The following is a 21,028-nucleotide window of genomic DNA, read 5'->3' on the forward strand; positions in this document are numbered from 1 at the left end:
AAATCCCTATAAATTATTAAATTTAAATAAATAAAATAATATTAAAAAAGCATCAATCCGAGATTACATATTAATCCTTAAAATAACAAATAATAAACATAAAATCAATAAAATCAAAAATAAGATTATTTGCCAAGGATAAATACTAATTTAAGAAATTCTAACTATTCCAAAGAACCGTGAAATCCCCCATCTCCCATCTTCAAAACCATATTTTATAACTAAAATCTAATCAGTAGTAGAGCTCCTACAATCATATTTAATCTAAGTATAAATTGTGAAAAACTTATTAGTTTTTTATTTTCTATTATCAATATTTTTATACAATAAAAAACAAATTATAAAAGTAAATATGTTATTAATACTAATGTTCATAATAATGACACATACAAAAATATATAAAAAGAGGATGATAATATGGGGTTTTTTGATACAATCACGTCTATTTTTAAGAAAGCTCCTAAAATACACTACGCAAAGTCGCAAACAGTGGATTTAATAGAATTAAAGAAAAATCCATATTATATAGTGGCATCCGTTGAATTGGGGAACACCACAACAAAATCCATCATTACCGGAACAAACATGGAAACAGGAATTACTTACTTAATAAGCAAAGATGTAAAGATGACAAGAGATGTGCGAGCTCCTAAAAAGGGAGAAAAAGTATTTGGAAAAACACTTTGGGGAGTAGAATTGACAAAAGAGGCAGTTTCTGACATGGTTAAAGATGTTTTAATCGGAGCTCTAAACAAGGGAAATCTAACAATTGATGATTTGCATTTTGTTGTTAGAAGTACTGGGGTTACAGCAGGATTTGCATCTCCTGAGGAAATAAGCAACATGATTATAGCACTTGCAGATGGCTGTTTAAAGGCAGGAATTCCACCATCAAAAATGGCTCCCGCAATGACCAAAAATCAACTTCCGAAACCTTTTGATAACTATACATTAATGGATAAGATAATATTTGATGGTGCAGTTACTGGGGTTGTTCCACCAACTGGCAAGGAAGTCGTGGCAAATGAAATGGAAGGTGAGCTCGTTACAGCAGGAATAAAAGTAGGTGCAAAATGGACAGATGTTGATTTCAGAAATCCATGTATGAGTATTGATTTTGGAACTACGCTTGCAGGTAGGATTACAAATGATAATAAACCTTATGCAAATGTTGTTGGAAACCTGTGCGGTTTAGCTGGGGCTATTGCCGATGCCATTGTTAGAGGTAGTGGATTAGTAAATAAAAACAAAGGAGCCGCATTAGATATTAAAAAGGAAAAGGGCAAGGTAGATATAAAACTTGCTGAAAAATATGCAGAAGAGGCACATAATTATATAAAAATATGTGAAGTTCCAAAAAATATGGAAAGATTTGGAACTGTTCCGGTAAATCCTGAAAGTGCAGAGAAAGCGGGAACTGCATTAATAGGTTGTGATGTTGGGGAGAATGGAAGCGATATTCCTAAACTGGAAGAGATTGGAAGAAAAGTTATGGAGGAAAGCAATATTCCAACACTGCTATATACTCTTGATATAGTATCGGCTGAAATAACCAAGAAACTCGTGCAGCTTGCAAACCAAAAAGGTCTTGTAAATGAAAAAACTGCAATTGGAATAACTGGAAGGGCAGGTATCACAGGAGATAAGCCTAAATTGATAATCGAAAAGTTAGGGGAATTAAATATTTGGGAAAAACCAGAGGAAAATATTGTGTTTGTTGAAGATGGTCTTGCATTAGGTTCCAGCATTATGGCAAGATGTATGAATTGCCTTGGAACGCCAAAAAATCCAATTGGAGGAAATAGAGGAGATAGATGTATATTAGGTGAAAGAAGAAAATGGCAGAAACAGAGAGGAATGATAAAATAAAAGATAATAAAAATAATAAAAATATTATAAAAAATAAAAATACACTTATTAATTTTTTTATAAAATTAAAAAAATATATTTTAATCATGAATTCCTTTTTCCGTTATTCTGAATATTGCCTCAGCATCTGGGAGATGAGGGGAATCGTATAATTTTGCAACCCTTTTATCTCCTTTTCCTTTCCTTAAAAAGAATCTAAATGTTGCAGCGTGTCCAACGATATGTCCTCCAATTGCCTGCTCAGCAGCTCCAAAGAATGCGTCAGGTCTTGCTGAAACTTGGTTTGTAATAAGAACAATACAGTTGTGGAGGTCAGCGAGCTTATTTAAAACTGCCATATGCCTTCCAAGTTTTTGCTGTCTCTCTGCAAGTTTTCCTCTTCCAGTATATTCATTTCTAAATGTGCTTGTCAGTGAATCTACAATTACCAACTTTATGTTGTTTCCTGATTTTATGAGCTCTTCAATTTTTTCTGCAAAAAGCATCTGCATATCTGAATTGTATGCCCTAGCTACAAATGTATTATCAAGCACCTTTTGGCCATCTATACCAAGAGCTTCGGCCATCTGAGTAATTCTTTCAGGCCTAAATGTTCCCTCTGTATCTATATAAACTGCTTTTGGATTTGATAATTCACCATCATTTATCCATTCATCATCTGCAAAAATTGTATCCTCACATTGAAGATTTACACATGCCTGATGCATGATTTGTGTTTTCCCACTTCCAAATATGCCTGCAAATTCAGTAATGGATTGACTTTCCAATCCACCGTTTAATATCCTATTTAATTCATCACTACCTGTGGATAATCTCCATACACTCTTTCTCTGGTTTAAAAGGTCTGCACCACTTTTAAAACCTAAATCACATAATTCTCTCGCTCCCATTATCATTTTGGCAGCTGCTTTCTCGCTAATTCCTTCAATGTCTGTGAGCTCGCCAATAGTTGCAGTAGCGATTTTCATAAAATCTATATATCCAGCTTCAATAAGTTTCTCAGCAGTTGAAGGTCCTACACCAGGTAAATCTGTTAAATTATCAGTCATATATTCACCTATATTTATTAATCATAATTATTAACGAATATTATATCAATATATTTATATTTTGAGTGATAAATATTTAACACATCTCACTAAATATAGAATATATGACGAACTATTTATAATTTTTCACTATATAAATAGGTGCAAAAATGATTAAAGATGACGATTTTTTTAGAATGGACGGCGTTCCACTTACAAAAGAAGAAATAAGGGCGATAAGCACTGGTAAATTACAATTAAAACCTGATGATGTTGTTGTTGATATTGGATGCGGTAGTGGAGGAATGACTGTTGAAATAGCCAGAAGGTGCAAATTTGTCTATGCAATCGATAGCGTAGATGACGCCATAACCACTACAAAAAAGAATTTGGAAAGATTTAATATTAAAAATTGTGAAGTAATAAAAGGGAATGCAGAGGATGTTTTATTTGATTTAGAATTTAACAAGGCATTTATTGGTGGAACAAAAAATATAGTTAATATTTTAAATATATTAAAAGAAAAAAATGTGAAACACATTGTGGCAAATACAATAGTGCTTGAAAATGCTGTGAATATAATAAATAATTTTAATAGTGATGATGATATATATGATGTAGATGTTGTAAATGTTTCTATTAGTTATGGGAAAAAAATAAATGCGGGACATATGATGATATCAAGAAATCCTATAACTATAATAACGTGTAAAATGAAAAAATAAAAATAATTAAAAATAACTAATAGGTATGAAATAACAATTAAAACAAATTAAAAAATATGGTATAAAAATCCAATCTCAATTTTTATTTTAATATATTTTTACAATATAAGGGGGAAGATTTTATGAAACCTACGGCTTATTTTTGTATGGAGTTTGCAATAGACCAGCCTTTAAAAACTTATGCGGGAGGATTAGGGTTCTTAGCAGGTTCCCATTTCAAAGCTGCCAAAAGATTAAAGTATCCAATTGTTGGAGTATCAATGTTATGGAGCTACGGATATTACGACCAGGTGCGAGATAAAGAAGGCAGAATGAAGGTTGATTATATCAGAAAATATTATGAATTTTTGGATGATATCAAATTAAAAATTCCAGTAACTATAAATAACACCACAGTTTGGGTAAAGGTATATAAACTTGAAGAAGATGTGTTTGGAACATGCCCAATATACTTTTTGACAACGGACATTCCTGAAAATGACCATCTATCAAGAACAATATCCTATAATTTATACGATGGAAATAATTTAACACATATCGCCCAAGAAATTGTTTTAGGAATAGGTGGCTACAAAGTCATAAGAGAATGTGAAGATGTTAAACTGTATCATATAAATGAGGCCCATCCTCTGCCATTAGGATTTAAAATGATTGAAGAATACGGTCTTGATTATGTAAAAGAGCATTTAGTTTTCACAACCCATACCCCAGTCCCCGCAGGAAATGAAACACAGGATATTAATCTACTTAAAAATATGGGATTCTTTGGAAATGTTGATATAAAACTTGCTGAAAAACTTGGAGGAAATCCATTTAATTTAACTGTTGCAGCATTAAGAATGTCTAAAAGGGCAAATGCAGTTTCAAAATTACACAAGAAAACAACTGAAGACATGTGGAGTTGGGTAAAAGATAAATGTCCTATAACATATATAACAAATGCTCAGGATAAATATTATTGGCAGGACCCCATTATAAGAGATGCTGCAAAAGATTATGATTATAATAAATTAAGAAAAAGAAAGATGCAAATGAAAAAATTGCTGTTTGAAGAGGTTGCTGACCAAACTGGAAAGTTATTTGACCCGAATGTAATGACGGTGGTATGGGCGAGGAGATTTGCAGGATACAAAAGACCCTACTTGCCATTGTATGATGAAAATCGACTAAGAAAACTTTTAGAGGATAAGAAAATTCAAATAATTTGGGCTGGGAAGCCACACCCAAGCGATACAAATGCTCAGATTACGTTTAATTGGATAGTGTCAAAAACAAGGGATTTAAAAGGTGCAGCGATATTAACGGGATATGAATTAAAATTAAGCAAATTATTAAAGATGGGCTCTGATATATGGTTAAATACTCCAAAACGACCTAATGAAGCCTCAGGAACATCCGGAATAACAGCCTCAATGAATGCCTCTATACACATGAGCTCACTTGATGGTTGGCATGTTGAATGGACTGAAATGTATCCAGATGATAGTTTCACAATAGGAGATGGAGTGCATACAGATGATGACTATGAGGCAAAGTGCATGTATGAACAGCTTGAAAAAGCATCAAATATGTATGATACAGATGAATGGTGGAAAAAGGCATGCGACTGTGTGAATCATGTGGTTGAATATTTCGATGCAGAGCGAATGATTAAGGAATATGCTGAAAAAATGTATAAATAAAATATATCATTTACTTTTTTTATAATTATTATTTAGCATTGTTATCTATTCCATCGATTCATTTTTATAACTTTAAATTTATTTTATTTTTTTGGTGATTTAATGGATAGAGGCATTTATGAATTTAGAGAATATTATAAAAATAAATTTCCATACTACAATATAAGAGCTCAGCAAATAAAGATGATGGAAACCATATTTAACAGCGTGAATAATAAAAAGAATTTGGTGGTTGAAGCACCAACAGGAGTTGGAAAAACCCTTTCATATCTCATTCCATCGCTATATTTTGCAGAGAAGGGAAAAAGAGTTATGGTACTTACTGAAACAATTGACCAACAGGAAAGAATTTTTGAAGATTTGAATTCACTGAAACACAATTTAAAAGTATCCTTTATGATGGGAAAAGGCAATTTCTTCTGCAAATCAAAAGGAGATAAAGCGAATAGACTATACTGTCAATTAAATAAAAAATGTCCCCACAGACCAAATAAAAAACCATACTGTGTATGTGGAACAAAAAAGGAACCCCTTACAATAGACGGGATTACAAAATATTTCTGTCCATTTTGTATATGCGATTATCAAAAATCAAAAATTGAATGCCTAAATGCCGATATAGTTGTAATGAACAACAGCATCTACTACTACATAAAGGAAGAAATTGATGCAAAAAGAAACACTGATATAATAATCTGCGATGAGGCTCATAAGCTTGAAGGGAGCATAAGAAATTCCGCAACCATATCTATAAATCCAGAGATAGCACTTAACAGACTGAGGTTTATGGCATACCATTTTGCGCCAAATACTTTGAGGAAGTATTTTAAACGACTTAGCGATAAATACAACAGCAATAACAATTCAAATAATTTAAATATATATAATGATGAATATAACGAAGGTTTTTGGAAGATTATTCACAATTATGTCTCAAATTATGCAAATATTGAGGATTGTAAAAATACATTGATATTTGATGGAGAACACATTACTTCTTGGAAGTTAAAGGAGGATGTGGCAATATTGGGAACTCTTTTAGATGGATACTATCAAATATTGGATATAAAGAAAAAAATAGAATCTCTTGAAGAAAATAAAGAACTGGATAAAAAAGACCTTAAATTTAAGATAGATAATAAGGCACTGGTTCCTTTGGAATTTCAATTTATATTCAATAAAAAAATATCTGATATGCCACTTATGGAGTTTATAGACAATATAAAGAACTTAAAAACTACAAACAGCAACTTTGTAATATACAGGAATGGGAGCTCACTACTATGTGAGCCAGTCCTTGTTTCATCCTACCTTAAAAAACTTTATGGAGATGCAACAGTAATACATTGTTCAGCCACTATTGGAAATTTAAAGGTTCATGCCCTTAAAACTGGAATGGGGGCGTCCAATACACTTGTTTTAGATAGTCCTTTTTCGGAGCTCAGGAAAAAAATCATCGCTCTAAGTGATGGAGAGGATATGAAGTATGACGGTAGAAAAGAATTAAAACGAAAAAAGGCAAATGAAAATATATTTAAACTGTTAAAATCTGCAAAATGCAACAGTTTGGTATTGTTTAAAAGCTTTGAGGATTTAAACAGTACATACAAATATTTAATAAATAACAGCAACAAATTGAATCAACAAATATATTGTTATGAGTCAGGCATGGATGGAAAGGAGGCTAAGGAATTAAAGGAACGCTTTGAAAGAGACGGAGGAATACTTCTTGCAACAGGAAGATTTGCCGAAGGTGTGGATATACCGGGAGACGCCTTAACAATGGTGATAATTGACAGCCTTCCTTTTCCAGTTCCAACACCCTTATTGAATCGTGAGCAGAAACTACTTGAAGAGGGATTGAAAAAGAAAAATGTAAGTAGTAAAAATGCCCATTGGACGGCGTTTTTAATGACTTCATTCCATATTATGTCAAGAACAATCGTTCAGATGATTGGTAGATTGATTAGAACTGAGGATGATTACGGCGTTGTGGTTGTTCAGGATAAGAGATTCAATGATTGGGTTGCCGAGGAGATGAAAAAAAGAGGATATTTAAAGGATAATTATGTATCTATGAATATAGACAAAGCAGTTGAATATATCCCTAAGTTTTTGAATGATTTTAAATCTTAGTAAATGAATAAAATAAAATTATTTATTAATTATTATTGATATTATTGGTATTATTCATTGTCATTAATATTATTAGTATTTATTAACCATTATTTAACTATTTATTCGGTGATAAAATGATTACAGTTGGAATAGACCATGGAACATCGGGTATAAAGGCATGTATAAGGGAAAATAATAAAAACACATTTTTTAAAATGGGAAGGACTGAATTAAAAAATAAATCTTTTTTAGAGGAATTAAAAAATTATATCAATTTAAAGGATATAGACCTTATTTCAGTATGCTACTCTATGGGAGATGGGATAAATAAAATACTTCCGATAGAGAAGGTAAAAAACAGAGGAGTAATAAACATAGAAGGAGTTGGAGAAAAAATAGGCGGAGGAACAAAGGTTTATGATGAAATAAAAAACTCAGGGATTCCTGCGGTAGTAATTCCCGGACTGCATAAAAATACGGAATGTATGGATGAAAGATTCAGAGCTCTATTCTCTCATGTGGCATCACCAGAAAAAATATCCATAGCATACACAGCATATAAAACATTTGGATTTAATGATTTTATATTATCGGATATTTCTTCAAATACTGTGAGCCTATTAATAAAGGATAAAAAGATTTTTGGGGGATTCGATGCCTGTATTGGTGCCATAGGGCTATTACATGGTCCAATCGATTTGGAGATGATAAGGGACATCGACAGCCACAAAATCACAGCAAATGAAGCATTTTCAACTGCTGGGGCGATAAAAATAGTTAGGGATAGATACAAAGGTGTAGAGGATACTAAGGCAGAAATTTTAAAAAACTACAAAACAGATGAAAGATGCCGCCTTGCAATAGATTCCCTTATTTTAAGCGTTGCTATGGAAATAAGTTCCCTAATGTTCTTAAATAAAGGTAAAAATATAATTTTAGCAGGTTCTATTGCTACTACGGAAGAATATGAAGTTCCAGAGAAATTAAAAGAATATTTAGGTGGAAATGTATTTGTTTTGGAGGGGGAAAGCGGAGCTCTTGGGGGAGCTCTGATAGCTGAGGATATATTGAAAGGGGAAAGAGATATTTTAGGAATAAGTGTGGATTACTAACACTATTCTTTTTTTATTTTTTCCTTTTTCTTATGCTTTTTAAACTTCGTTTTTTAACGATTAACGGCGTTCTTTCCACTTCCAGCCCGTCGCTTGTTGGGTATCTCTCGGAAATATAGGCACTGAAATTTATATCATAATCTATATTTTTTAATTCGTCAATCAAATCCTCCAAAACATAAGAATTTAAATATAAATTATTGCCGTTTATTTCATACGGAATTTCGTTATATTCTAATATATCAATTATTTCATTAATATCATCCAAATTTTTAAAGGATATTATGCCCCTTAATATTAGCCCTTCATCAGTGATTATGTCATAATCCTTTGCTATGTTTTTTGCTCTATTTATAAGTCGATTTTTCATCTGTATGCCGTCTTTTAAAGCAGATGGGCAGTAATGGATAATAAGGTTAAATCCATAATTGTTATCTTCGCTTTCTTCTTCTTTTTTCTTTTCCCCTTTTTCTTTGAAATAATTAATTACCTTTTGGGCTGTTTCTTCACTCCCTAAAATCTCTGATGCAAAATCGTTTTTTTCTGTAAATCCTTTCTCTTTTAAAATGTTGTAGTTGGTTTCAGAGTATTCCAATTCGTTAATATTTAGGAATTTTACGCCGATTTTGTTCAATTCTTCCGCTAAATAAATAATCTCTTCTTTATAGTTTGGTATTGCAGGGATTTCTACGCCCACATCTTTTATATATTCAATACATAATTTTAACTTATTTAGGAAATCATCCATGTAGTTTTTAAACTCATCACTATCAAAGTCTTTTTTGCTGTATCTGTTGAAGAATTTTGTAGGATGAAGCCTTATTTCATCGAGTCCTGCCTCTTTAAGCATTTTTAATTTATCCTCATCCAAATGAGTTGGTGTTGTGTATAAATGAGCGTGAAAGTTTGAGCCTTTAAATTCATTTTTCAGAGCTCCGATATATTCGCAGGTTCGTTCTATTTTTAACAGTGGATTACCGCCAGTAATGCCTACTCCTTTACTTCCGCATAGGTGAGCTTCGTCAATAGCTTCTTCAACTGAGTTTATTTTCCGTTCGTTTGCATAGATAACATCTTTTTCTTTTCTGTTCTCTGAAACTGGGCAGTAAAAGCAGTTCTCGCCACATAGCCCTGTAATGAATAAAACGAGCTTTTCTCCTTTTATACAGTATTGACATCCAACTGGAAGGTTTTTAATATTTTTAAATAAACATCTTTGTAAGTCTTCAATATCCATAATCATACCTTAATTTATTTTTATTTAATTTCTTCTAAAATCATATTCAGCAATTTTTCATCATTTGCAACAATTATATTATATCTATCTGTTGCGTTTAAATCGAATTTGAATTTAAATTCATCTCCGTTTTCATCGGTAATTATTGCCCCAGCTTCCTTACAAATAATATAGGAAGATGCAATGTCCGTTGTTCTCACATAGGGTCTTATGTCAAATATACCATCGAGAGCTCCCCTTGCAACATACGCCATCTCGATACCAAATGCCCCCATAATCCTTACCCGCCTAACCTTTCCGATTAAATTTAAATTTTTCCTTGAATAATAACTTATTACCGCTTCTTTTTCATTGTATTCCTTTACCTTGATTTTTTCCCCATTTAAAAATGCTCCCTTCCCAGCAAATGCTTCATAGGTGTTTTTTGTTAAGAATTCATAGGTTAAACCATAATAGGGATTGTTATCTTTGAATACTGCAAAACAAAATCCAAAACATGGAAATCCCGTTGTAAAATTAAAGGAACCGTCTATTGGGTCGATTACCACAGTCCATTCACTATTGTTATCTATTGTCCCAGTTTCTTCGCTCACGATATTAACATTTAATGGTTTTAAGTGTTTTAAAACATTATCTTCACTTATTCTATCCACTAACTCGGTAGTGTCTCCGCTTGGGGAATATCCGACAATTTTGGCTCCTTCTTTTTTACCAAAATATGGCATTACATCTTTTTCAATTTCTTTTGCTATTTTCAATCCGAGCTCATTCCAGTTCATATTTTCTCCTTCATTTTTAATGGATTATTAATTCTTAAAAAATAAAAAATAACTTGTAATATACTAAATATAATATTTATCAACGGTACTTAAAATAATATTTGAAAAATAAAATTTTTTGATATTATCGGTGGATTTCTTTTCTATTGCTATTGGTGTAAATATATTAATTGCTATTCAAATACTCTTCTATCTTCTCCGCAAGGATTTCATAAGTCCATTTTAATTTATTTTCATCCCTTTCAAGAAGTGTTGTTCTAAATCCATTTAGTTCAGAGTTAAAGGACGACATCGGAACAATACATAAACCTGATGATGCCAGCAAATTATAAACAAATCTCATATCATGAGGTTTTCCCTTTGATATTTCATCAACATATTTTCTGAGCTCAGGGTTTTCTATTTTTAGCTTTTGATTATCATTTAAATATTCTTCGTCAAACACGACCCCCATGTAAAAGGCACCGTTTGTTTTATTTACGATGAGCCCATCAATAGGTTTTAATTTATTGTATGCAAAGTTTGAAGCTTTTTCATAGTAATTTCTTCTTTCATCCAAGTATTTATGGAATTTCGGATTGCTCATAATCTTAGGTATGACCTTTTGAGGTAAGGTTGTAGAGCACACTTCAATCATCTTAAATTTACAGATACCTTCAACATATTTTTTAAATATTGGGTCTTTATCTGCGTTATAGGTTTCCATCCATCCACATCTTGCACCAGGCCACGGGAGCTCCTTTGATATTCCCTTTAAAGATATTCCGCACACATCATCTATTACTTCTGATAAGTATGTGTGCTTTTTGCCATCATAAACTAAATGATGGTATATCTCATCGCATAGTATAAACAAATCGTATTCATTTGCAATATCTACAACTTCATCCAATACATTTTTTGAATAAACTGCACCAGTTGGGTTTCCGGGGTTTATTACCAATATTCCAGATACTGAGGGGTTGTATTTAACCTTATTTCTTAAATCGTCCATATCAGGATACCAGTTGTTGTTTTCATCCATCTTATACATAAGGGGCGGGCATCTTGCATGTAGTCCTTCTGCTGATGAATGGGTTGGATATGCGGGCGAAGGTCCAATTACTCTTGATTCCTTTTTTAATAATCCATATATTTTTGTAATTGCATCACCAAGCCCATTGAAAAATATTATATCATCTGCTGTAATCTGAGCTCCGTTCTTTTTATTGTTCTCTTCTGCAAGAAATTCCCTAGTCTCTAAAAGTCCCTTTGTTGGGCAGTATATGTATGAATCATCTTCCATAACTGTTTCTGCAATTATCTCTTTTATCCAGTCTGGAACTTTCTCTCCCTTTATAATCGGGTCTCCTATGTTTTCCCATGTAATGTTTAGTCCGTAGCTCTCCACTTTTTTTGCAACTTCAACAATTTCTCTTATTTCATAGGTGAGCTCGGTTGCTCCTTCGTGTATAATATTTGTTCTCATCCTATCACATTGTTATATTATTATTGATTTTATTATTATTTTCATTTATGTTAAATAGAGTCCTATTTAATTACCTTTCCTTAAAAAATTAAATGTATTTAAGGAAAAATGAGTTTATAGTATATAATACTTTCGATTATTTAATTAAAATAGAGCGGTATTATATAACAGGTATTTTTTATATATTTCTAAAAAATAGCATATTAATGGTTATTATATAAAAATTTAAATAATAATAGGTATTATTTAATTTCATACATAAATTGGTGAAAAACATGGTGCATTTATCCGAGATTCATTTAAAAAATTTCAAATCATTTAAAAACGCCAAATTAAAAATACCTTCTGGATTTACGGCAATATTGGGTCCCAACGGCTCAGGGAAGTCAAATATAATCGACGGAATATGTTTTGTTCTTGGAAAAACATCTGCAAAATCACTGAGGGCAGGAAAATTCAATGAGTTAATTACCTATCACAAAAACAAAAGAGCAGATTATGCAGAAGTGATTTTATTTTTTGATAATAAGGATAGAAAGATTCCAATAGATTCTGACAAGGTTGGAATATCGAGAAAGGTAAAATTAAAGGGAGATAACAATTACTATTTAATATGGTATGAGAAGAAAGAAGGGAAGGAAGGTAAAGAAGAGAAAGAAGGAAAAGACAACAAACCAATAGAAAAACGAAAAAAAATGAAAAAATCCCAAATAATAGACATATTCAACAGAATTTCACTAAGTGGGGATGGATTAAATATTATTCTTCAAGGAGACCTTATAAGATTAATTGAAATGTCCCCAAGGGAAAGAAGAAAGGTAATTGATGAAATAAGCGGGATTTCGGAATATGATGAAAAAAAGGAAAAATCACAAAAAGAATTGGAAAAAGCGAGGGAATATATTGAAAAAATAGACATAAGAATAAACGAAGTAAGGGCAAACCTTGAAAAACTTAAAAAAGAAAAGGATGATGCGGAGAAGTATCTAAAACTAAGCGAGGAGTTGAAAACTACAAAATACATACTTACTTCAAAAAAGGTAGAGCTCCTAAAAGTTGTGCTGGAAGATACTGAAAAAAATATAAATGCCCTAAAAGAATTAAAGGAAAAATTTCAGGGCGATATGCATAATATAGATGGTGAAATACTTAATTTAAAAAATAAGCTTGAAAATATTATAAATGAATTAAAGGAAAAGGGAAACGAGGAAGTAATGGAGCTCCACAAGTCCATAAAGGAACTTGAATTAAATATTGAAAATGATAAGAAACAGCTTAACAATAGTTTGGATGATTTAAAGAATTCAAAAACTCAGTTAGAAATTAAAGAAAAGGAATTAAATGAAACTCGGGAAAAGATAGACAATATAAGAAAAGAAACGATGGAAAAGGAAAAGGAAATAAAAACCATCAAAGAAACCATAAAAAATTTAGAGGATGAAAGGAGCTCCTTAAAATCATCTGTGGAGAAAAGTGAAACTCACATAAACATACTCAAACAGCAAGAAAGAAAGCTTTCCGAGAGATTAAATGAATACCAAAAGGAACTGCACAAGTTAAGAACTGAATTAAACGATGTAGATGGGAAAATAAATAAAAAATCCTTTGATTTAAAACGAAACAATGAAACTATTGAAAAACTGAAAGAAGAGCTTAATTTAATAAATAAAAATACCGATGATACAAAAACTCTTTATAAGGAACTTGAAGATATTGTTGTGGAATTGGAATTTTCAAAGAAGATGTTGCAAAAATATGAGGATGAGAAGAAGGAGCTCCAAAGTAAAAGAGATAACTTATACTCAGAATACGCCAAGGAAAATGCAAAAATTAAGGCATTAAAGGAGATGGAAAATTTCAATGTAAATAGCACAATAAAAAGCATATTGGACGCTAAACTTCCCGGCGTTGTGGATATTGTTGGAAATCTCGGAAAAACAAAAAATGAGTATAAAACAGCAATTGAAATTGCAGGGGGAGGAAGGTTAAACCATATCGTAGTTAAGAGGATGGATGACGGAGCTCGGGCGATAGAGTATTTAAAAAGAAACAAACTTGGAAGGGCTACATTTTTACCTATGGACAGAATAAGGGGAAATGAACCACGCCACATAAATGAGGATGGAGTAATTGGAAGAGCCGTTGATTTGGTGGAATTTAAGGAGGAATATAGAAACATATTCAATTATGTGTTTGGAAACACCATTATTGTAAAGGATTTGGAAACTGCGAAGAATCTTTCAAAAAAGTATAAAGTTAGGTTCGTATCTCTTGAAGGGGATGTTGTGGAGGCTTCTGGTGCTATGGTTGGGGGAAGTATCAGGCGGTCTTCAAATATAAAGGTTGAAATAGACACTTCAAAGCTTGAAAAACTTGCAAATGAGTTAAAGGAAATAGAAAATAAACTAAACGGTGCTGATGGAATAAATAACAAGATTGACGAGATTAGCAGAAAGATAAACATATATTCCGCTAGGAAGATGGAATTAGAAAATAAATTGAGACTTATAAAAGAAAATGAAAATAGAAAAATGGATATTATTAAAAATAATAATACAAAAATAAAAGAAATTGAGCTGATAAATAAAAAACTTGGGGATGAACTGGAAGAACTGGAAGATTTAAAAGAAGAATTAGAGCATAAAATAAAAAATCTTGAAAATAAAATCGATGAGACAATATCCACGAGGGAAAGGGTATTGAAGGAACTGAAATCATACGAAGACTCCACACTTATAAAAAGAATTAGGGATGTGGAGGGTGAAATAGAAACACTTAGTAAAAAGAAGGATGAACTGGAAAATGATACAAAACGAAATGCAGTTCTTATAAAAGAAGTTCTCATTCCTAAGATGGCAGAAACTACTGAGAAAATAAAAGAATTAAATGAAAAAATAGCCATGCTTCAAAAAAATATAGAGTTTTATAAGAACAATATTGAAAAAAATGTGCAAGTTTTGAGGGATAAGAAGGAGAGATATGTAGAGCTCACCAAAGATTTGGAAGAGCTCACTGAGAAAAAGGCAATGTATGAAAAGCAAATAGAGGAACTAAACAATAACAAAAAAGAACTTATTGAAAAGATTGGCGGTATTAATAAAGAAATAAACACACTATTGATTGATAAGGCAAAATACGAAACTCGATTGGAAGATGAAGAGAAAAAACTTTATTTATGTGAAAAAATCGAAGATGTGTCTGATGAATTATTTAATAAAATAAGTGCTATGGAAATAAATGAGCTGGAAAAGTATGTCATAAAACTTGAAAATAGTATAAAAAGACTTGAACCAATAAACATGAGGGCTATTGAGGATTACGAGTATATAGAAGAAAGATATAAAGAGTTATTTGATAAAAGGAAAGAATATGAAGAAGATGAGAAAAAATATCTTCAATTAATCGAAGAAGTTGAGAAGAGGAAGAAAGAGGTATTTATGGAAGTATATGAAAAGATTGCCAAAAATTACGAGGAGATATATAAGGACATTGGAGGAACTGGAAAATTGAGTTTAGAAAATCCTGAAAATCCATTTGAAGGAGGACTTTTAATCGATGCCTCACCGAGAAACAAAAGCCTTCAAAGTTTAGATGTGATGAGTGGTGGGGAAAAATCCTTAACTGCACTGGCATTCCTCTTTGCTATTCAGAGATTAACTCCTGCACCGTTCTATGTGCTTGATGAGGTTGATGCGGCACTTGATACAAAAAATGCGACGCTAATAGGTGATATGATTAAAAATGCGTCAAAGGAATCTCAATTTGTAGTAATATCTCATAGAGAACAGATGATAAGTAAGGCGGATACACTTTATGGAGTTTATATGGAAGATGGATTAAGTAAGATTGTAGGTGTTAAGTTATAAGCAAAGATGCAATTTAAATAAAAATTCTATTTTTAAAAATAGGTTGGTGGTGATAATATGAAAAAAGAGCAAATAACAAAAAATATTACAGTTCCAAATAAAAATATGGAAATCCTTAAAAAATATTTTTCTCATTGTTTTGATAAAAATGGAAATTTTGATTTTGAAAAATTCAAAAAAGAACTTTCTAAAAATGAAATGGACTTTTCCAAAGAATCTTATGGTATGGATTGGTTGGGAAAATCTTATGCTCGACTTTTAGCAAGTGATGAAGCAAGGACTCTTTTAAAAGAAAATGAAGAATGGAATAAAAAAGAGGAACATAAAAATTCTGAAAATCTTCTTATTAAAGGGGATAATTTAGAAGTTTTAAAGCACTTATCAAATGCTTATTATGAAAAGATAAAGATGATTTATATTGACCCGCCATATAATACTGGAAATGATGGTTTTGTTTATCAGGATGATAGAAAATTTACAGTTGAAGAATTTTCAAAGTTGGCAGGAGTTGATGAGGAAAAGGCAAAAAGAATTTTGGATTTTGTAGATAGCAAAAGTAATTCCCATAGTGCATGGCTTACCTTTATGTATCCAAGATTATACATTGCAAGGCAACTTTTAAGAGATGATGGAGTTATTTTTGTAAGTATTGATGATAATGAGGTTGCACAATTAAGAATTTTAATGGATGAAATTTTTGGGGAAGAGAATTTTGTTGGAATTATTACAAGAGTCACTAAAAAAGGAGGAAATAAAGGTGATTTCTTAAAACCAAAAAAAGACTTCATCATTACTTTTTTCAAAGATTTAAGTAAGGTTTCTAAAGAAAATTTTGGAAAGCAAATACTAATTGATAAAGACAAAATAGATTGGAAAGAGGAAATTTTTAACGGTAAAAAAAGAAGATTTATAATTGGTGATATACCTTATAGAGAAAAACTAGAGGTAAGAAAAAATCAAAGGTATTATATAGAAGCCCCAGATGGAACACTTTTAATTCCCAAAGGAAATGTTTTTCCAAAAGAAAAAAAAGATGGAGCAACGGTTGAACCGCAATCTGAAGAAGATAAATGCTGGACTTGGTCGGTAGATAGATATCTTGAAGAAAAGAAAAAAGGTAGATTCTATTTTTTAAAAAGTGATAAATCACCTTTTTTAGATGAAAATGGAAAACAAGCAAAATGGACTGTATATAAAAAAATATTTGAAGATGAACTAACGACAAAAACAGAAGTTTTAACAGATTTACTCGTAGATAACAAATTTGAAAACTCAAAAGGAACTAAGGAGTTAGACCTTTTAAAAATTCCGTTTAGCAATCCTAAGCCAACAAATTTAATTAAATACTTGATAGATATATCTTGTAATAAAAACGACTTAATCCTCGACTTCTTCGCAGGTTCAGGAACAACAGGAGATGCTGTAATGCAACTTAACGCCGAAGATGGAGGAAACAGAAAATATATTTTAGTTCAACTTGATGAACCTATTGACCCAAAGAAAAATAAAACCGCTTACGATTTTGTGAAAAATGAATTAAAAGTTGAAAATCCTACAATTTTTGAAATTACAAAAGAAAGATTAATTAGAGCAGGAAAGAAAATAAAAGAAGAAATAAATAAATCCATTGAAGAAAAAGAAAACGAGATAAAAAAACTTAAAAGTCAATTAACAGACAATAGCGAAAAAATAGAAAAACTTAAACAAGAAATTGAAAACTTAAAAAATCAAGATTTAGGTTTTAAAATATTTGAAACAATTCCAATTTGGGAAGATTATAATTTTGAAGCAGAAAAATTTGACCCACAATTAAAACTTTTTGACGAAAGCAAACTAACCGAAGAAGATTTAAAAACACTTCTTACAACATGGAAAACTTATGACGGCATACCTTTAACAAAAAACCTAAATGAAATAGATTTAGACGGATACAAAGGATATTATTATGAAAATAAACTTTATTTAATACATAAAGGATTTACTACAAAAAACCTAAAAAAATTATTAACTGAAATTGATGAGAATGAAAATTTCAACCCTACAACAATCATATCTTTTGGATATAATTTTGAAAGTAAATCTTTAAGAGAAATCGCAGAAAATGTAAAAAATTACGCTAACAAGAAACAAATAAATATTGATTTTATAATTAGATACTAACATTTAGATAGATTTACAGGGAGCGGATTAAAATGACAGTATTTAATTTTGAAAAAAATTTAGAGCATCAAACTAAGGCAGTAAAATCAGTTGTTAGCGTTTTTGATGGAGTAGAAATAATAAAACCAACGGGAATAAAAAAGGACTATGTTAATCCAATATTTAATAAAGATACCAATTTTAGATATGTTCAAAACATTGGAAACATTCAAGAACAAAACAATATTGAAAGAAGCGTAAAAGGAAAAAGCAACATCATAGATGTTATGATGGAAACAGGGACAGGAAAAACCTATACATATACAAAAACCATTTTTGAATTAAATAAACTTTATGGAATTTTTAAATTTGTTATTGTAGTACCAACAATACCTATTAAAGCAGGAACGATTAATTTCTTAAAATCAGAAAGTGCAAGGGAACATTTTAAAGAACAATACGGAAAAACAATAGAACTCCATATTGTAGAAAGTAAAAAAAACAGTAAAAATAAAAAATCTTATATGCCACAGGCAGTAAGTAGTTTTGTAAATGCTGGAAGTTTTGAAAAAAATAAAATCCATGTTTTAATTATAAATAGGGGCATGATTAATTCCAAAACAATGCAACAAAAATTTGATAGGACTTTATTAGATGAATATACAACACCATTTGAGGCAATATCATCTACTAAACCATTTATGATTATTGACGAACCACATAAATTTGACAAAGATAAAAAGACATGGCAAAATATCCAAAAAATGAAGCCCCAATTTATCATCAGATACGGAGCTACCTTTAAAGAATATGAAAACCTTGTTTATACCCTAACGGCGGTTGATGCATTTAATAGAAATTTAGTAAAAGGTGTTGAGGGACACATTATTGATTTCGAAGAAGGAAAAAATGTTTTGGTTAAGTTTGTTAATTCTGACGGAAAAGAAGCAACATTTGAACTTATTGAAAACGGTAAAAAAAAGAAGTTTAAACTAATTAAGGGGGAAAGTTTAGAAAAAATACATAATAACATGAAAGATTTGTTTATTGAAAAAATCAATAAAACAACTGTTGTTTTATCTAATGGTTTAGAGTTAGTAAAGGGTCAAAAAAGCAGTGAGATAAATCCATATTCTTATAGTGAAACATTAATGGAGTTAATGATTAAAAAGGCAATACAAAAACATTTTGAATTAGAGAAACAATATTTAACAAGAGAAGTAAAAATAAAACCACTAACATTATTTTTTATAGACAATATTAAAGAATACAGAAATGAAAATGGATATATTAGAAAAACAGTTGAAAAATACATAGAAGCAGAAGTTAAAAAGTTATTAAAAACTGAAAAAGATGAATTCTACAAAGCATATTTAAAAAAGACATTAGATGATATTTCAAAAACTCATGGAGGATATTTTGCCGAAGATAAAAAAGAGACTGATGAGGTGATAGAAAAAGAGATTAATGAAATTTTACACGATAAACAGGCAATTCTTGATTTAGAAAATCCAAGAAGATTCATTTTTTCAAAATGGACTTTAAGAGAGGGCTGGGACAATCCAAACATTTTCCAAATCTGTAAATTAAGAAGTAGCGGTTCTGAAATTTCAAAATTGCAAGAAGTGGGAAGGGGTTTAAGATTACCTGTAAATCAATACGGAAATAGAGTAAAAGACGAACAGTTTTATTTAAATTATTTTGTCGATTTTACAGAAAGCGATTTTGTAGATAAATTAGTAAATGAAATAAATGAAAAATCTGGAACTCTATCAATAAAAAATATTCCTAAAAAACTAAATGATGAAATGATTAAAAAAATTTGTGAGATTTACAAATTGGATGAAGAAGAATTATTAGAAGAATTGGACAATAAAAATGTCATTAAAAGAAATAATGAATTTAAAGAAGGTGGATTTGAATATATAAAAGCAAATTATCCACTTATCTTTAAAGGAATTGATTCAAATAAAATAAGAAATGCAAAAGATAAAAAGAAAAAGGTTAAAATAAGAACAGAAAAATATAGCGAATTAAAAGAACTCTGGGAAAAACTTAATGAAAAAGTCATCTTAGAATATAAAATTGAAAATGAAGACAAATTTAAAGAACTTTTCAAAAACTTTTTAGAAAACAATACTTCTTTTTCAATTAAAGGAATAAATGAGAAAATAGCGAAAATATCTATTGAAAATAATCAAGCTACCACCATGGAAGAAACTACCATTTCTGAAAATGAAGTAATACCTATTCCAACAATGAGATACGACGAGTTTTTAAAACAACTATCGGAGCTCCTACATACAAACCTAAAAACATTACATCAATGTTTCGTAGAAACAAAAATAAATATAAATAAATATTTAAATCAATCTACAATTAGAATCATTAAACAAAAATTTGATAATTACTTAATGTATAATGCAATTGATAAATTTGGCATTGAATATCAAAAAATAACAAATACAATTCATCCAACAAAATTTACTGATAAAAATGGAAATGTAATAAATGAAATTGATGCTTCCCTAATTGGAACTTTGTATTCTAACGAGAAAGTAGCAGAAAATTATTTTTTTAATGAATTGTTTTATGATTCAGAATTAGAAAAAGAAAATATAACAGAGAGAATAAAAGAAGTAATTGTTTTTACAAAAATACCTAAAAATTCAATTAAAATTCCAATTGCAGGAGGTAAAAGTTATTCTCCTGATTTTGCCTATGTTTTAAATTTTGAAGACGGGCAGAAAAAACTATATTTTATTGTAGAAACAAAAAATGTAGATGATGAAGATAAATTGAGACCTGAGGAAGCACAAAAAATAAAATATGCCGAGAAATTTTTTAATAATAATATAAAAATAAAGTTTAAAACACAATTTAGCAGTAAAAAAATAGCAGACCTAATCCAAGAAATATATACAGAACCATAGTTTCCACCATGCTTAATATTTATTATTTCTCTCTAAGGAGCTCATAGCAACATCATAATTATAAAAATTAAT

Annotated in this window: 12 protein-coding genes; 8 read left to right on the forward strand and 4 right to left on the reverse strand. The window is 30.5% G+C overall.

Annotated elements, in window-relative coordinates; genetic code table 11:
* Window positions 1-417 precede the first annotated feature (417 nt).
* Window positions 418-1,869 (forward strand): methanogenesis marker 14 protein, encoded by a 1,452-nt coding sequence (locus tag Mjas_RS06325; RefSeq protein ID WP_421077330.1) that lies wholly within the window; start codon window positions 418-420, stop codon window positions 1,867-1,869.
* 80 nt (window positions 1,870-1,949) lie between these two features.
* Here Mjas_RS06325 and radA read toward each other — a convergent pair whose 3' ends face one another.
* Window positions 1,950-2,918, reverse strand: coding sequence for a DNA repair and recombination protein RadA (radA, locus tag Mjas_RS06330; RefSeq protein WP_421077331.1), 969 nt, complete (start codon window positions 2,916-2,918; stop codon window positions 1,950-1,952).
* Between the two features lie 149 nt (window positions 2,919-3,067).
* On the opposite strand from radA, the gene cbiT reads away from it, so the two are divergent.
* The 4 genes from cbiT (at window position 3,068) to Mjas_RS06350 (ending at window position 8,534) form a co-directional block, all read left to right on the forward strand.
* Window positions 3,068-3,622, forward strand: a complete 555-nt coding sequence (gene cbiT / locus Mjas_RS06335; protein WP_421077332.1) for a precorrin-6Y C5,15-methyltransferase (decarboxylating) subunit CbiT — start codon at window positions 3,068-3,070, stop codon at window positions 3,620-3,622.
* Window positions 3,623-3,744: 122 nt separating this feature from the next.
* Window positions 3,745-5,304, forward strand: coding sequence for an alpha-glucan family phosphorylase (gene glgP / locus Mjas_RS06340; protein ID WP_421077333.1), 1,560 nt, complete (start codon window positions 3,745-3,747; stop codon window positions 5,302-5,304).
* A gap of 102 nt (window positions 5,305-5,406) precedes the next feature.
* Window positions 5,407-7,440 carry an ATP-dependent DNA helicase gene (locus tag Mjas_RS06345; RefSeq protein ID WP_421077334.1) on the forward strand — a complete coding sequence of 678 codons (2,034 nt, stop codon included), beginning with the start codon at window positions 5,407-5,409 and terminating at the stop codon, window positions 7,438-7,440.
* 116 nt (window positions 7,441-7,556) lie between these two features.
* Window positions 7,557-8,534 (forward strand): methanogenesis marker 12 protein, encoded by a 978-nt coding sequence (locus Mjas_RS06350; RefSeq protein WP_421077335.1) that lies wholly within the window; start codon window positions 7,557-7,559, stop codon window positions 8,532-8,534.
* Between the two features lie 13 nt (window positions 8,535-8,547).
* Here Mjas_RS06350 and Mjas_RS06355 read toward each other — a convergent pair whose 3' ends face one another.
* From Mjas_RS06355 to Mjas_RS06365, 3 genes are all read right to left on the reverse strand, one after another.
* Entirely contained in the window at window positions 8,548-9,771 is a 1,224-nt protein-coding gene (locus tag Mjas_RS06355) for a radical SAM protein (RefSeq protein WP_421077336.1), read from the reverse strand.
* Window positions 9,772-9,791: 20 nt separating this feature from the next.
* Window positions 9,792-10,550 (reverse strand): bifunctional fructose-bisphosphatase/inositol-phosphate phosphatase, encoded by a 759-nt coding sequence (locus tag Mjas_RS06360; RefSeq protein ID WP_421077337.1) that lies wholly within the window; start codon window positions 10,548-10,550, stop codon window positions 9,792-9,794.
* A 166-nt stretch (window positions 10,551-10,716) separates the two neighbouring features.
* Window positions 10,717-12,018 (reverse strand): pyridoxal phosphate-dependent aminotransferase, encoded by a 1,302-nt coding sequence (locus Mjas_RS06365; RefSeq protein WP_421077338.1) that lies wholly within the window; start codon window positions 12,016-12,018, stop codon window positions 10,717-10,719.
* 275 nt (window positions 12,019-12,293) lie between these two features.
* On the opposite strand from Mjas_RS06365, the gene Mjas_RS06370 reads away from it, so the two are divergent.
* The 3 genes from Mjas_RS06370 to Mjas_RS06380 are packed head-to-tail and all read left to right on the forward strand — an operon-like array spanning window position 12,294 to window position 20,956.
* The gene (locus Mjas_RS06370; RefSeq protein WP_421077339.1) at window positions 12,294-15,884 is read left to right on the forward strand and encodes an ATP-binding protein; all 3,591 of its coding nucleotides are present in this window, start codon (window positions 12,294-12,296) and stop codon (window positions 15,882-15,884) included.
* A 57-nt stretch (window positions 15,885-15,941) separates the two neighbouring features.
* Window positions 15,942-18,044 (forward strand): site-specific DNA-methyltransferase, encoded by a 2,103-nt coding sequence (locus tag Mjas_RS06375; RefSeq protein ID WP_421077340.1) that lies wholly within the window; start codon window positions 15,942-15,944, stop codon window positions 18,042-18,044.
* 32 nt (window positions 18,045-18,076) lie between these two features.
* Window positions 18,077-20,956, forward strand: a complete 2,880-nt coding sequence (locus tag Mjas_RS06380) for a type III restriction-modification system endonuclease (protein WP_421077341.1) — start codon at window positions 18,077-18,079, stop codon at window positions 20,954-20,956.
* Window positions 20,957-21,028: the final 72 nt, after the last annotated feature.

This window comes from Methanothermococcus jasoni, from assembly GCF_049075655.1.
In the GTDB taxonomy this organism is placed as follows: domain Archaea; phylum AGJL01; class Methanococci; order Methanococcales; family Methanococcaceae; genus Methanofervidicoccus.